10 protein-coding genes and 2 pseudogenes are annotated in these 15,366 nt (G+C 54.9%); 8 read left to right on the top strand and 4 right to left on the bottom strand.

The window, feature by feature from the left end:
• Positions 1–425: 425 nt before the first annotated feature.
• Together LOY37_RS24400 and LOY37_RS24395 are read right to left on the bottom strand one after the other, a co-directional pair.
• Positions 426–1,588, bottom strand: a protein-coding gene (locus tag LOY37_RS24400; protein ID WP_258715913.1) for an IS3 family transposase whose coding sequence is annotated in 2 segments (ribosomal slippage) — positions 426–1,333 and positions 1,333–1,588 — 1,164 coding nt in all. Because the reading frame shifts where the segments join, the coding sequence is not laid out codon by codon here.
• Between the two features lie 65 nt (positions 1,589–1,653).
• Positions 1,654–1,896 (bottom strand): annotated as a pseudogene (locus tag LOY37_RS24395) (phosphoglycerate mutase family protein); the annotation flags it as partial.
• Positions 1,897–2,004: 108 nt separating this feature from the next.
• On the opposite strand from LOY37_RS24395, the gene LOY37_RS24390 reads away from it, so the two are divergent.
• The 4 genes and pseudogenes from LOY37_RS24390 to LOY37_RS24375 all read left to right on the top strand — a co-directional run bounded on the left by LOY37_RS24390 (position 2,005) and on the right by LOY37_RS24375 (position 4,969).
• Positions 2,005–2,373 (top strand): hypothetical protein, encoded by a 369-nt coding sequence (locus LOY37_RS24390; RefSeq protein ID WP_258715912.1) that lies wholly within the window; start codon positions 2,005–2,007, stop codon positions 2,371–2,373.
• 61 nt (positions 2,374–2,434) lie between these two features.
• Positions 2,435–3,607 (top strand): DUF3800 domain-containing protein, encoded by a 1,173-nt coding sequence (locus LOY37_RS24385; RefSeq protein WP_258715911.1) that lies wholly within the window; start codon positions 2,435–2,437, stop codon positions 3,605–3,607.
• 54 nt (positions 3,608–3,661) lie between these two features.
• Complete coding sequence (locus LOY37_RS24380) at positions 3,662–4,612, top strand: hypothetical protein (protein ID WP_258715910.1); 951 nt, start codon at positions 3,662–3,664, stop codon at positions 4,610–4,612.
• A gap of 151 nt (positions 4,613–4,763) precedes the next feature.
• Positions 4,764–4,969: pseudogene (locus tag LOY37_RS24375) on the top strand (hypothetical protein).
• Positions 4,970–5,011: 42 nt separating this feature from the next.
• On the opposite strand, the gene LOY37_RS24370 reads toward LOY37_RS24375, so the two are convergent.
• Both LOY37_RS24370 and LOY37_RS24365 read right to left on the bottom strand, forming a co-directional pair.
• Entirely contained in the window at positions 5,012–6,502 is a 1,491-nt protein-coding gene (locus tag LOY37_RS24370) for a Shedu immune nuclease family protein (RefSeq protein WP_258715909.1), read from the bottom strand.
• 88 nt (positions 6,503–6,590) lie between these two features.
• Positions 6,591–7,577: a restriction endonuclease gene (locus LOY37_RS24365; protein ID WP_258715908.1), complete on the bottom strand. Its 987-nt coding sequence runs from the start codon at positions 7,575–7,577 to the stop codon at positions 6,591–6,593.
• Positions 7,578–8,071: 494 nt separating this feature from the next.
• Between LOY37_RS24365 and LOY37_RS24360 the strand changes: the two genes are divergently transcribed.
• The 4 genes from LOY37_RS24360 (at position 8,072) to LOY37_RS24345 (ending at position 15,364) form a co-directional block, all read left to right on the top strand.
• Positions 8,072–9,844, top strand: coding sequence for an ATP-dependent endonuclease (locus tag LOY37_RS24360; RefSeq protein ID WP_258715907.1), 1,773 nt, complete (start codon positions 8,072–8,074; stop codon positions 9,842–9,844).
• 854 nt (positions 9,845–10,698) lie between these two features.
• Positions 10,699–13,764, top strand: coding sequence for a formate dehydrogenase-N subunit alpha (gene fdnG, locus LOY37_RS24355; protein ID WP_258715906.1), 3,066 nt, complete (start codon positions 10,699–10,701; stop codon positions 13,762–13,764).
• Positions 13,764–14,714, top strand: coding sequence for a formate dehydrogenase subunit beta (gene fdxH, locus LOY37_RS24350; RefSeq protein WP_045200013.1), 951 nt, complete (start codon positions 13,764–13,766; stop codon positions 14,712–14,714). The genes fdnG and fdxH overlap by 1 nt, the downstream gene beginning before the upstream one ends.
• The gene (locus LOY37_RS24345) at positions 14,711–15,364 is read left to right on the top strand and encodes a formate dehydrogenase subunit gamma (protein ID WP_045200010.1); all 654 of its coding nucleotides are present in this window, start codon (positions 14,711–14,713) and stop codon (positions 15,362–15,364) included. The genes fdxH and LOY37_RS24345 overlap by 4 nt, the downstream gene beginning before the upstream one ends.
• Positions 15,365–15,366 lie beyond the last annotated feature (2 nt).

Below are 15,366 nucleotides of genomic sequence, written 5' to 3'. Positions count from 1 at the left end.
CAAGTCTCTCTTTAGAGCAGCTTGTTTCGGATAATGGCTGGGCGGAGATTCCCGAGGAGTTTGTGACTAGGGAAGGCAAGTTGGCTATTGTCAGGAAGGGGCGCTGGTTCTTGCCATGCGAAACACGGTCAGGGTGGGTGAATATTGAGCGTTTTGGATCGCCCATTCTTAAATGGCTGATGACAAAATTTATGATCCATTCAGCGCAAGTGAACTCGTCCATACACACTGTCTCGTGTCTAAATGCGGTTTACTCTCAACTCAAATGCCGGGATTTCTTTAAAAAAGCAGCTGTTTGCATCGACCCTCAGTTGTTGAGGCCGGCTTTGATTGACCAGATGGAGATTATGCTTAAACGGCTCAAGAGTCAGCGCAAATTGTGGAACGCCTATCGCCCTATACGATGGTATCTCTGGTTGTAGTGGTCAACTAATCCCGGACACTGCGTTAAGTTTTTCTTCGGCAACAGCGGGCGCTAGCCCGCTGTTGAACTGATGCGGTCGCTGCCAGTTGTAGCGCTGCATCAGAAACCGACCAATATCCTGCTGTGCTAGCGAAGCACTCATATAGCCCACGGTCGGTACCCATTCCGTTTTCAGGCTGCGAAACAACCGTTCCATCGGTGCATTATCGTGGCAGTTTCCACGCCGACTCATGCTCTGCTTGAAGCGATAACGCCACAGCCGCTGACGGAAGCTTCGGCTGCTGTATTGGCTTCCTTGGTCGCTGTGAAACAGTACATTCTGAGGCCGGCCACGCTGCTCATAGGCCATATCCAAAGCCTTGATGACCAGGTCAGAATCGGGCTTCGATGAAAACGCCCAGCCCACTACACGACGAGCGAAAAGATCGATCACGGCCGCCACATAGTGCCAGCGGCCTTGAGCCCAGACATACGTGATGTCCCCGCACCAGACTTCATTCGGCGCCGAAACGGTAAACGCTCGATCCAGCACGTTCGGGATATCCGGCCGCTCCACCGTCGCCTTTTTGTAGGCGTGTGAGCCAGGCTGTTTGCTGATCAGCTTCATCTCATTCATCAGCTTGCGTACCTTGAATCGGCCAATTGCTATGCCGTCCTCGCGCATCATGAACATGATGCTTCGGCTGCCCGCCGCGCTGCGGCTTTGGGTAAACAGTTCGTTGACTCGACTGCGCAAAATCAGCCGCTTAACGTCTGGAAATCGGTGCTTGCGACAGTGCGCGTAATAGCAGGATCGGGTGACTTCAAATACCGAGCACAACAGATCAACAGGCTCTTGAGCACGGAGTTGATCAATTAACGCGAACGCTCGTGTTCCTCGGCCATCAAGAGCGCGGTGGCCTTTTTTAATATACTTTTTTCCCGTTCCAGGCGATTGATCCGAGCTTCCAGCTCCTGGATTTTCTGCTGTTCGGGCGTCAGCGCTTTACTGGTCGGAGTCACACCGTTTCGCTCTTCCTGATGCTGGTTAACCCATCGACGCAGGGCCGACTCCACCAGCCCAAGCGAACGGGCTGCTTCGATATGGCTGTAGCCCTGGTCGAGCACCAGACTGGCTGCTTCTCGCTTGAATTCGGGTGTAAAGGAACGACGTTGCTTGGTCATCGGACACCTCTCTGTGGCGAGCATTCTCGCCTAAATGGGTGTCCGGTTTCATTAGACCACTACAATTCGTGGATCGGCCAAGTCTCGAAAACAGCTGTGGGATGGAGGGCAGTCGTAACCAGCGCGGTTGCCTGGGCGCGTAGGAACGGTGAGGCCAAGATAAGGCCTGGGGTGCAGGTGATCGACCGAGCGACCATATGGGCTTGCTCCAAGCCTTTTGCCGTCAAAGGGATGCTCGCGTGATCCCTGGTAGGCTCGCCAGCGTTGGCGGCGCTCTCACCATGGCGTATCAGCCTGACGTCCTTCATGGAGTGACGGCACATTCGCCTAGGTGCGGGGGCTGATAGATCGAGGTGGTAATGGCTATTTGCCTCAATGCCAGTTAGATTTGGAGCTTTCTAAGCTCAAGGACGGACATGAAAAAGCTCATTGCAGCCATAGGTGTGTGTGTGGCGCTCAGCGGTTGTGCTACATCGCACTTCACAGCAGGTCGAGACTTCCCGTCGACAGGTGTCGCGAGCATCACTAAGGGTAAAACCACCACTGCTGAACTGAAGTCGCTATTCGGAGAGCCGTTCGCCAAGAGTGCTGTTTCTGAGACTGATGAGAAGTGGGTTTACACATACAGTAATGGCTCAGCCCATGCTCAAAGCTACGTCGTAACCATGAAGGTGACGACCACGGGCACCCAAAAAACTCTCGACGTTTTGATTCGCAATGACGTGGTCATCAATTACACGTTTAGTGAGGGGCCCGCGCCCGGCACAACCACCGCCACGAACTGACATCTTCGCCTTTAGAACGAGCAATCTGCCACGCTGGGTCAGATGGTGATGGAGCACGGCCATGAATAGAACGTATGCCTTCGTGGATGAGTCCGGGAACTCCAATCTTGATGTATCAAAGGGTGGGAGCTCGAGGTTCTTCATCGTGTGCTCCATCCTGGTTGCCGAGAAAGACCTGGATGCTGCCTATGCTCAGGCTGAAGCTATTAGGAGGGGTCATTTCCAAACAGGTGAAATCAAGTCCAGCAAGCTGAAGGCCAAGGATTCAGATCGCCGCGCCCGGATACTCACAGAGCTGGCTGAGCTACCATTTAAGCTCTATTTCACCGTCGTCGATAAGTCCCGGATTCACAAGGATGGTGGCCTCCGTATCAAAACCTCGTTTATTAAATACGTGAATGGGTTGCTCTATGAGCGTCTGTTTAGCGCCTTCCCTGACCTTCGCATGATCGTCGATGAGCATGGTGGGCAAGAGTTCCAGGAGAGCCTCAGAGGCTACGTCGTAGACCGATTCGTCAACGATTTGTTTGGTGATCAAGACGCGTTCCAAACCATATCCAGCAAAGACAACGTTCTGGTTCAGGTTGCCGATTTTTTCGCAGGCTCAGTCGCTCAGATTTATGAAGAAAAAGCATCGGAAGGAGCGGTTCTTGCGTACAAGAAGATCCTGCGCAATCTGACCCTTGGCATGCTTGAATGGCCGTCCAAGTACCAGTCTCTTTTGCCACCGCCGACGAATGAGTCTGGATACGCAGACTACCAAGTACACCAAGAAGCTCTCCGCCAAGCTGACCGTTTTTGCGAGCGGGTTGGTGCCCATCCTGATGAGGATGAGCGACTGCAGCTCAGCATCCTTCGGTTCTTAAGATTTCAGAGCGAATTCGTCACAAAGGACTACGTGCTTACTACGGAAATCATGGGCCACTTGAAGGACAAAGGGTTCGGGGAAGTCACAGGTCAGCGAATTCGCTCTAGTGGCGTGGCAAAGCTTCGTGACTCCGGTGTCATCATTTCCAGTGCGGTGAAGGGTTACAAGATTCCCCAGACTCGTGCGGACATCAACGACTTCCTCGAACGAGCATCTGGCATCGTCGTCCCTCTCCTTGAACGCGTCAAAAAAGCTCGTGAGGTCTATCGGCTAAGCAGCCAAGGTGAATATGACATTGTGACGGCAGCCAACCTTACTGAGCTAGCCAAACTGCTTGCTGCGCTCGAGGCGTTTGCGGATAACTGAACGCAAGTCGTGATAGTCGGATATTTATAGCCTAGTTGACCGAGGAAGTAATTGATGCAGCAGGACATCTTGAATCACCTACAAGTCATGAAATCGAAGTTTTCCAGCTATGACCAGGAGTGGGTGCGCTATAAAAATGAACCTGAATTTTATTCTGATGTGGCACATGGCTCACCTATTAGAGAACTATATTCCGAGGGTAGAAGTCTGTCCACGTATCTATCGGGGCGTCTGGAAACACAATATGTAAATGCCTCTATGCTTTTGAATGAGTATATAGAGCAAGTGAGGAAAGCTATTCCAAATGACAGCGACTACCTGAAAATTGGAGCAGATGCCCGAGCTGATTACGAAGCCAACTATCCTGGCAATTACACTGTGCGATATATGATTGAATTGTATGAGGAGCAATGGGAGAAGATCCCTATGGTTCGACATTTATTAGACCAATTAGCTGACACATCCTCGCATCAGGCGCTGGTAACCGCAGATCCAATACAGGTAATGACCCAGTGGATCTACGATTGGGAGCAAAATATCCAGCTTCACCAACGCGAAGACGAGAATGGTTTACGCGCGCAGCTTGCACTTGGGCTTAGAAACGCAGGCTTTGCAAGCGTAAGTGAAGGGTTTAATTATCAGGGCCGTGCGGACATCCTGATTCCAAGACCCCCAAAGCGAGGAGGCAATGCAGCAGGCAACGAGTTGGTCGTCGAATGTAAGATTTGGAGCGGACAGATGGCATTCGTTGCCGCTGTCTCGCAGCTATGTAAATATCTGACTCGACACGACGACCAAGCTGCCCTGATCATATTTGTTCGAAATGAAGACTTTGCTAGGGTTTGCGACTTTGCGTATGCAGGCTTGAAAATTTCCTCTGCTGCTAGCGACCTCGAGGGTAGCGGAGCCCTTTACAAATTGAAACTCAAGCCCGCTCAGGATAGTAGGTCGACCGTAGATACAACAGTCATTCTCTGCAACCTGGTGGTAAATCGTTACCAATGACTCCTATCAGCCGACCATCAGCCCCCTGAGCATTCCCGTGTCATCAAAGCACACTGCGTCTGGCTCGGTACGGTAGATCGCGCTTGATGAGTCGAGAATCGTGTCTACTTGAATTAAGTGGACACCATAGCCACGGTGAAAGGACGAGATCATGAAAAGAGATCTGAATAAGGTGCTCATGCCCGATCATCCCCTGTACACCGAGGCTGTGGAAGCGCTGAAGGTCTACCATCAAGCCGAAGCTGACGGGGTCGTGGGGGTGGAGCTGGAGCGTCTTCGGTTAATGGCCGAACATTTCAAGCCGTCACTGATTACCAGCTTCGAGCCCTGGGTGGGCCAGCAGAGGAGAGTCATTAGTGGTGCGCATTGCCACGGCGCGCAATTTTGATTGCCATAGGCTCAGAACGGCAGATCTTCATCGCTAATTGGCTCAGGCTCCATCGGCGGCTTGGGCGTGAGGGCTTGGTGGATGCTCTCCAGTCGTACTTGGAGCTCATCAAAAGTCACCACCAATACATCCTTCAGGCCGCTACGATACTGCTCAAAGGCACGCTGTTTTGCCAGATCCTTGGGGGTTCGGCCAATGATGACGATTGCCGCAATGGCGTGTGCGTAAACGCGCTCATCAAGCTCTTGGGACAGACCGAAGACCTCCCGTTGCAGCACGCTGCGTTGGCTAATGATCTGACCGACTGCACCGCTTAGCTCATAGGAAGGCACGAATGTCTGCCGGTATGACTGACCGAGCAGTTCAGTCTGAGGGTGCTTGATCTCGATGAGGGCAAGATTTCCGGTTGCTCTGGCCGCCATTAGGAAATCCGAGAACTGACCGCCCCGGCCACTGAAGCCCTTACCACCGATGTATGGCTGGTCTGCAATCTTCTTCACCGGATACCCAAATGCCATGTCGAGCACGAATGGGTGTTCGCTCAAGAAGCGCTGCCATCGAGGTTCGCTTACTTTGTTGTCCATCATTTTTCGATAGACCTCAATGAGCTCCCCGAGTGTAACCAGCTCGATTTCTGCCTTGAGGTTGTACAGTGAGCTGGGTGCGGACTTAGCGAGCGCGGGAACGTTCTGCTCTGTGAGTTTGGCTGCCTGCTGCTGATCTTTAGGCGAAAGCCGTGGTGACATTGATCCTAAAGACACGAGGCTAGCAAGCAGATCAGGGGGTAGTTTTCTAGCACGAGGTGGATAGAGCTCTGGCGCCGCTTGATGAAGCAGGCTGGTGTAACAGGCCAGCTTCTTGTCAGAAGCTGTCTCTCGCTGGTGGCGCTGGGTTAACCGATCCAGGCTTTTCCGCAGTTGTTCTAGACGATCAACGCCCAGGTAAAACTCGTTCCCTTTGAGTTTGGCATCGTTATGACCAGCACCCCCGTGGATCACAATGGTATCGACTCCGTTTAGGCTGCTCAGCGCCTGGACGATGCACCTGTATTCGTACATGAACCCCAGACCGTAACGCCAATCCGTATAGAGACCTTCCGGGAGCCCATCGAGCAACTCATCAACTTCGTAGGGAGTGGTTGGATGTGAGTACGGTGTAAATACAGGTCTTGTAATGATGAGCGACCTGATTCCGTGATATCGGGGCTGGCCGTACTCGGGATGATCGAACCTCGGGTTGATGGGGTAAATGGTCAGGGAAGAGGGCGCAACCTCCAGCAGAAGGTGCCAACCTGGCTCATCGTCTGACAAGGCGACGTCGCTGTAATAGACCCTGGAAATGCCATAGATCTGTTCACCGATAGATTCGTATTCATCATCGGATTCAATGGCCGAGAGTTCTACCTCACTCAAAGCTCCAGTGTCTTCGAGATCAAACCGAAGGAAAGGGCCGTCATCGATGCGCTGTTGCATGGCGTATTGAGAAGGACGCAGTGAAGGCATTTGTCATCCCTGATGGTCGGTGCGGTGCATTGCCGGACGCTCGGTGGCGACGCTGGTAGGTCAGGCTCGGGTATAGGCTGGCGTGAGGCTAGAAGGGAATTGGGTCGTCGAACGGATCGTGAGAAGTTTTCGGTGCTTGAGGCACCGTCAGCGGCGACACCACGAAGAGGTTCACGATGTCCTCCCTGTCCATAAAGAGAATCTGGCTTCGCTTGGACTGGTCAAGCTTGCCTCCGATCCAGTTCCGAGCAGCCTTGGTGATTTCGCCACCAGCAACGATGAACGCATGGTCAACCAGTACGCGCCTGTTCAGCTCGGAGTCGAAGATCTCATGGCCAAGCATCATCAGCACTTGGTTATGAATTTCCGCAACGTTAGCCTGTCCCCCTTTGGTGACGCCAGATGAGTCAAGCTTCCCTTTTTTCACCTGAATGCCAAAGTAGATGACATGAAGAGTAGGTAGCACAAACTTCATCCAAATGTCTTTCCCGTACTCCAGAGCCTTGTCTTTGTGTCCTGCTGAGGTGATACGGGTAAAGCCCAGTTGACGAAACAAAGGGAGCAGTACGTGCTCGATCAGGTCATCCTCAGAGCAGCCATCAAGGTAGGCGACTAGACAAGCCTTCTTTTCCGTTTCTGCCGCCGTGAATGGTCGGTGAGGGCTAGCCGATTCGTTAGCCACCGTACCGCTTCCGACATGCCGAAGGTAGCATTGGTCGTCCTGGCCATAGAATGCTTCGAATCCCTCTCGCTTGATTGCTCCATTTAGGGCCGCGAGTGCTTTCAGTCGAGGCGGCTCTTCGTTGAAAGCGTCTTCGCTGTCCATGAGCAGCCGAATGACGCGCAGCATGGCATCAGGTGGCGTCAAAGAGTTTGCGCTTGGAAAATCCAAAGTCTTCTGGAGGGTGTCGGCGACCCAGAACCTGCGTGTGGTGCCGTCGTGAGTGAAATCCGTATCAGCGTCTTTGAAAAACCGGGTTAAGTCGGGGCCGCTGAGGTAGCGGAAGTAGCTTTCGGGCTTGTCCCCGCAGATCATCACCGCTATTTGCTCCAGCGTACGAGACTTCCATTTCATGCTTGTCTACCTACCTTGGTCATCCATCTCTATGGGCGTGCTTTGCGAGCATAACGGTTTGAGTACCCGGAACGAACGGCAGTTGATCACCTGTCGACGGCTTCGTTGAACCCTCATGTGCTGAATATACTGAATATTGCCCAGTCCAGGGTCAGCGCTTACGTGCCTCTGCGTGACACAGCACGAGGCACTGTGACGCTGTATTCTCGCCACGCCAGCGATCTGGCTGAAGGGCATCTGGCTCGACTGCCAGTGACGCAGCTCACAAGGAAGCTTAGGGGAGATCGCCTTTATGACGACATGGGGGAGGCTGCCCGCGCCTAATGTAATGACCTGCGTTTGGTAGTGAGAGACCTGTCTCGAATCCTGCTTCACTAAACAGTCCATCCTTCGGGGCGTGACAGACAACATAAGGTGTTGCGTGATGTCATATTGATATTTGTTGCGTGATGTAATAGCTTGACCGGTCGAGCTCACGCATATGGAAAGCGCACGTGTACATAACCCGAATCAAGATTAAAAATTTTCGCTCATTAGTTGATGTGGAAATTCTGCCTGGTAATTACACCATTTTGGCAGGCGCCAATGATTCAGGGAAAAGTAATGTTTTGCGAGCATTGAATCTTTTCTTTAATAATCAAACAGACATAGGTAGGCAGCTGGTATTTGCAGATGACTACAGCCAAAGCGCCGTAGGTCGTGCAAACAGGGCGAAGGAAATTATGGTTGAGCTCGAGATTCAACCGCCGAAAAATTACACCGATAATGATCCTGTTGTGTGGCGAAGAACATGGCGCGAAGAAGCTACTATGCCATACGATGAATATTTGAGGATGGTTAGTGATAAAGATTTTAGCTCGCGTTCAAAAACGGAGTATTGGTTACGTCAAATAGGCTATGAATACGTACCTGCGATTCGTGGAGAGGAGTTTTTCAACACGCTTAAGAGAAGATTGCATAATACCTTGGCGGAGACTATCGCGCCGAAACTCGCTAGGGCATCAGGGCAATTCTTGAAGAGTCTACGTGCAGAAGTACGAGGAATTGAAGATGAGGCATTGAGGATATTAAATCTAAAGACAGAATTCTCTTTGCCGACGGACTTGGGCAGTCTTTTCGAAATCCTCGACTTCAAAACAGCGGATAAGCATGCCGCGACACCATTGCAGCACCGAGGTGATGGTGTGCAAGGTAGACATATTCCTGTAATTTTGCGATTTTTAGCTGATCAACGGAAGGCGAACTTCGCGAAAGGCAGACCCTCACCCGAAACAATTTTTGGGTATGAAGAGCCTGAAAATAATCTAGAGTTGGCTAGGCAGGTTGAAGAGGCTGAAGAGTTTTACCGATGCTCAGATGTGATTCAGGTACTTCTTACTACGCATTCGCCTGCATTTTATAGCATAGCAAAGTCACAAGATAAAGCACGCGCTTTATATGCCTCTCGCATTAATGGCGCAACGACCTTTTTAGATTCCACAACAACTGTGGCATTGGATAATGGGCTGGGATTGATGCCCTTTATCGAGCCGTACTTGAAAGTTGCTTTGGATCAGCGACATCATCTCTTTGAGCAGTTGAGAGAAATTGAAGGGCAGTCCCTACATGTGGATAAGTCTGTGCTTTGCGTTGAGGGTGATACGGATAAGCTCATTCTTGAAAAGGCCTGCTCTATACTGTTCGGCCCAACCATTCCATTCCAAATAGTAACTAAATCAGGATCTGGGGCTGGCACTAACTGGGTTGTCGGATATGCTACCGCTCGGGCCGTCATGACGGATGTGAAAGGTCGCACTGCAGTTCTGCTGGATGGTGACGAGGCAGGTGCGGCGGCAGAAACCACCTTAAGTCAACGGGCAGACTCATTAGATCTGAAGGGAAAAATAAAATACTTCAAGCTCAACAAGATTAATGGGGATGATGAGCTCCGGCAGGCGCTAAAATCAGGTTTTGAGTTATCCATCGCGATTGAAGAACTGTGCGGTGCTGCGGCTTGGGATCATGCAGAGTCGAAGCTTTGGCTGGAGCCACGCCCGGACGTGGTCAAACTTAACTCTCAAACTTTAAGCGCTGATAAATCCTTTAACAGCATTTTGGCCGAGAAGGTTGCTGATGAAAAATGCCGTAGATTGATTGCTAATCGTATTAGTTGGATGAAAAAGAATGACTTCTCCAAGTTTGTCATAAAGAAAATGGAGGAGACCAAACAGGTTCCTGTGAGCTTGGAAAAGCTAGCCCATGAAGTTCATAAATATTTTTCACGATAGTCTTAGCTGGGGAGCGCGTACCAAAAGTGTCGCATGCCATCCAAGGTTTGAATCGCGACGCATGATTATAATTCTTACCTTGCCGTTCAGTCGCTGTTGTTGGTTGGGCGAGAGATGGATCGTGGATGCCGACGCACGCTAGGCTGATTCAGGGGAGCCCACTGGATGGTCGTCATCATCCTCTAGCCCAGCCCATTCGCCATGAATGCCATGCGGTTATCCGTAGCGTAACTGGTTGGTGGCAACGTGCCTCACGCGAGTGTATTCGTTTGAGGAGGCGATCAGAATGTTGCATTGATACTACAGGTCACGAACAGTCTACCGACGCGTGGAGCAGAGGTTCTAATGCTGTCACGCTCTAAATCTGGATCGGTTCAAAGGCTTCCATTATTAGGGAAAGGGAGCTTTACAGAAATCTTTACAGGACGCATTGCTCAACCCCTTTTTTTGGCCTCCTGCAGCGGTTTTGACACGCTCCCATTGCTTTACAAAGATCAAGGTTGCCTTCTTTACAGAATCTGACGTATTGCTCGAGCGTTGATTTTAAAGAGCTTTTCTTTACAAAAATTCGCCAAGAAAGCCTGATTTAAAAGAAAATTGTAATTTATTCAGTCAGTTAAAGACTTTTGTCAGTACCCCCGTTCTGATTCGCCACGCTGACCGCAATACCCTCAAAACGCCCGGTGCATCGCACCGGGCGTTTTGCTTTTCGCCGACCGACAATCCGTTTTCATCCCGCTCCCGGGAATCTTGACTAGAGTGACAGTTGGCGGCCATCAATCTGCCGCCACCGTGATCGTTTCAAGAGACGCCGGCAACGTCCCGCGCGTCCACCACCTGATCAGGAGTGCACGATGGATCTCAACCGTCGGCAGTTCTTCAAGGTCGCAGCAGTTGGCCTTGGAGGCTCGAGCCTGGCAGCGTTGGGCATGGCCCCGACACCTGCCTTCGCCGAGCAGGTGCGCCACTTCAAGCTGGCGCACACTAAGGAAACGCGCAACACCTGCCCCTATTGCTCGGTCGGCTGTGGCCTGATCCTGTACAGCCAGGGGGACGGCGGCAAGAACGTTGCGCAGAACATCATCCATATCGAAGGCGACGCCGACCATCCGGTGAACCGCGGTACGCTGTGCCCGAAAGGCGCCGGCCTGCTCGACTTTATCCACAGCCCCAGCCGCCTGCAGTACCCGCAAGTGCGCAAGCCCGGCAGCAGCGAGTGGACGCGGGTGTCCTGGGATGAGGCGCTGGACCGTATCGCCGATCTGGTCAAGACCGACCGCGACGCCAACTTCATCGAGAAGAACGCCCAGGGGCAGACGGTCAACCGTTGGCTGACCACGGGTTTTCTGGCGGCATCGGCGGCGTCCAGCGAAGCCGGTTACCTGACCCACAAGGTCATTCGCAGCCTGGGCATGCTGGGGTTCGATAACCAAGCGCGTGTCTGACATGGCCCGACGGTGGCAAGTCTTGCCCCGACGTACGGCCGTGGTGCCATGACCAACCACTGGACCGATATCGCCAACGCGAATCTGATCCTGGTGATGGGCGGCAACGCAGCAGAAGCGCACCCGTGCGGCTTCAAATGGGTGACCGAAGCCAAGGCCCATAACAAGGCCCGGCTGATCGTGGTCGACCCGCGGTTTACCCGTACCGCGTCGGTGGCCGATTACTACGCGCCGATTCGCACCGGTAGCGATATCGCCTTCATGGGCGGCCTGATCAATTACCTGCTGAGTAACGACAAGATCCAGCACGAGTACGTGCGCAACTACACTGACGTGTCGTTTATCGTCAAAGCCGGCTTTGGCTTCGAGGATGGCCTGTTCAGTGGCTATGACGCGGCCAAGCGCAGCTACACCGACAAGTCCGGCTGGGGTTACGAGCTGGGCGAGGACGGCTTTGCCAAGGTCGACCCGACCCTGCAGGACCCGCGCTGCGTCTACCAGCTGATGAAGCTGCACTACAGCCGCTACACCGCGGAACTGGCGAGCATGACCTGCGGCATGCCGCAAGACCGCATGCTGAAGATCTGGGAAGAGATCGCCACCTGCTCGCAACCGGGCAAGACCATGACGATCCTCTATGCCCTGGGCTGGACCCAGCACTCGATCGGTGCGCAGATCATTCGCAGTGCGGCGATGGTGCAACTGCTGCTGGGTAACGTCGGCATGCCCGGTGGCGGTGTCAATGCCCTGCGCGGGCACTCCAACATCCAGGGCCTGACCGACCTCGGCCTGCTGTCGAACTCCTTGCCGGGCTACCTGACCCTGCCGGGCGATGCCGAGCAGGACTACGACGCCTACATCGCCAAGCGGGCGCTCAAACCGTTGCGGCCGGGGCAGCTGTCGTACTGGCAGAACTACGGCAAGTTCCACGTCAGCCTGATGAAGGCCTGGTATGGCGCCAATGCCAGTGCCGAGAACCATTGGGGCTACGACTGGCTGCCGAAGCTGGATATTCCCGGTTACGACGTGCTGAAGATGTTCGACCTGATGGGCCAGGGCAAGGTCAACGGCTACATGTGCCAGGGCTTCAACCCGATTGCCGCGTTGCCGGACAAAAACCGCGTGACTGCGGCCCTGAGCAAGCTGAAGTGGCTGGTGGTGATGGACCCGCTGGCCACCGAGACCTCGGAGTTCTGGCGCAACGTCGGGCCCTATAACGACGTGCAGAGCGAGGCTATCCAGACCGAAGTCATCCGCCTGCCCACCACCTGCTTTGCCGAAGAGGACGGCTCGCTGGTCAACAGCAGCCGCTGGTTGCAATGGCACTGGAAGGGCGCCGACGGCCCGGGGGAAACCCGCACCGACGTGCGCATCATGAGTGAGCTGTTCCTGCGCCTGCGCAAACGCTACCAGACCGAAGGCGGCGCCTTTGCCGAGCCGCTGTTGAACCTCAGCTGGCCCTACAAGGTAGCCGATGAGCCGTCGCCCGAAGAACTGGCCAGGGAGCTCAACGGCAACGCCGTCAGCGACCTTACCGATGCCACTGGCGCTACCCTCAAGGCCGGCCAGCAGTTGTCCGGTTTTGCCCAGCTCAAGGATGACGGCAGTACTGCTTCTGGCTGCTGGATCTTCTGCGGCAGCTGGACCGAGCAGGGTAACCAGATGGCCCGGCGCGACAACAGCGACCCATTCGGCATGAAGCAGAACCTCGGCTGGGCCTGGGCCTGGCCGGCCAACCGGCGGATCCTCTACAACCGCGCCTCGGCCGACCCGCAAGGCAAGCCGTGGGCCTCGAACAAGCGCCTGGTGTGGTGGAACGGCAAAGCCTGGGGCGGCACCGATACCCCGGACTACAAGGCAGACGTGCCGCCAGAAGCCGGCATGAACCCGTTCATCATGAACCCTGAAGGGGTGGCGCGCTTCTTTGCCGTCGACAAGATGAACGAAGGCCCGTTCCCCGAGCACTACGAGCCTTTCGAAACGCCAATCGGCATCAACCCGCTGCACCCGAACAACAAGCAGGCGACCAGCAACCCGGCCGGGCGCATCTTCGATTCGGTGTGGGACACCCTTGGCCAGGCCAAGGATTTCCCTTACGCGGCGACCAGCTACCGGCTGACCGAGCATTTCCACTTCTGGAGCAAGCACTGCAAGCTCAACGCCATTGCCCAGCCCGAGCAGTTTGTCGAGATCGGCGAAGTGTTGGCGCAAGAGAAGGGCATCGTCGCCGGCGACCGCGTGCGGGTCACTTGCAAGCGCGGGCATATCGAGGCGGTAGCGGTGGTCACCAAGCGCATCCGGCCGTTGCAGGTCAACAACCAGACCGTGCACCAGATCGGCATCCCGCTGCACTGGGGCTTCACCGGCAGTACCCGCCACGGCTACCTGACCAACACCCTGGTGCCGTTCCTCGGTGATGGTAATACGCAGACGCCGGAATCCAAGTCGTTCCTGGTCAACGTGGAGAAAATCTGATGGCTAGCCAAGACATCATCGCCCGTTCGGCCACCACCACGCCGCCCTCGTCGATCCGCCAGCTGGAGGAGGTGGCCAAGCTGATCGACACCACCAAGTGCATCGGTTGCAAGGCCTGCCAGGTGGCCTGTTCGGAATGGAACGAGCTGCGAGACGAGGTCGGTCACAACCATGGCACCTACGACAACCCCCAGGACCTGAGCGCCGAAACCTGGACGCTGATGCGCTTTACCGAGCACGAGACCGGCGACGGCAACCTGGAGTGGCTGATCCGCAAGGACGGCTGCATGCACTGCGCCGATCCCGGTTGCCTGAAGGCCTGTCCGAGCCCGGGGGCAATCATCAAGCATGCCAACGGCATCGTCGACTTCAACCAGGACCACTGCATTGGCTGCGGCTACTGCATCACCGGCTGCCCGTTCAACATCCCGCGAATCTCGCAGAAGGACCACAAGGCCTACAAGTGCACCCTGTGTTCCGACCGGGTGTCGGTGGGGCTGGAGCCGGCCTGTGTGAAAACCTGTCCGACCGGCGCCATTGTCTTCGGCAGCAAGCAGGACATGAAGGAGCACGCCGCCGAGCGCATCGTCGACCTCAAGTCGCGGGGTTTCGACAACGCCGGCCTGTACGATCCCGATGGTGTCGGCGGTACCCACGTGATGTACGTGCTGCACCATGCCGATACCCCGCGTTTGTACGCGGGCCTGCCGGACCAGCCGATCATCAGCCCGCTGGTAGGCCTGTGGAAAGGCGTGACCAAGCCGCTGGCGCTGCTGGCCATGGGCGCGGCGGTGCTCGCCGGGTTCTTCCACTATGTGCGCGTCGGCCCGCAGCGGGTCGAAGAGGACGAGCACCCGAGCCCTGCGGATACCAGTGTGCAGGTGGTCGACCCGGCGGTGCATGTCTATGACCCGAACCGGCCGGGCGGGCAAGGGGAGGAACGACCATGAACGACAAACCTATCCTGCGCTACAACGCCAACGAACGGACCAATCACTGGCTGGTGGCGATCCTGTTCATCATGGCCGGGTTGTCGGGGCTGGCACTGTTTCACCCGGCACTGTTCTGGCTCAGCCATCTGTTCGGCGGCGGGCCGTGGACACGGATTTTGCATCCGTTCATGGGCGTGTTGATGTTCGTGTTTTTTGTTGGCCTGGTGCTGCGTTTCTGGCGGGCGAACTACTTCATCGCCAACGACCGCCTATGGCTCAAGCGTATCGACCGGGTGATGCGCAACGAAGAGGAGGGCGTACCGCCAATCGGCAAGTACAACCCCGGGCAGAAGCTGCTGTTCTGGACCTTGCTGCTGTGCATGCTGGTGCTGTTGATCAGCGGCGTGGTGATCTGGCGGGCCTACTTCAGCAGTTATTTCGGTATCGGTTCGATTCGCCTGGCGACCCTGGCGCACGCCCTGGCGGCGTTCGTGCTGGTGCTGAGTATCATCGTCCATATTTACGCCGGGATCTGGATCAAGGGTTCGGTCAGCGCCATGCTGCATGGCTGGGTCAGCCGCGCCTGGGCGAAAAAACACCATGAGCTGTGGTATCGGGAAGTGACCGGCGACAAACAGCCGCCACCGCCGATCAATAAAAAAGGATGAGC

This window comes from Pseudomonas sp. B21-012 (genome assembly GCF_024749305.1).
Classification (GTDB): Bacteria; Pseudomonadota; Gammaproteobacteria; order Pseudomonadales; family Pseudomonadaceae; genus Aquipseudomonas.
Note: the sequence above shows the minus strand (reverse complement) of the source record. Positions and strands in the feature narration are given on the sequence as shown.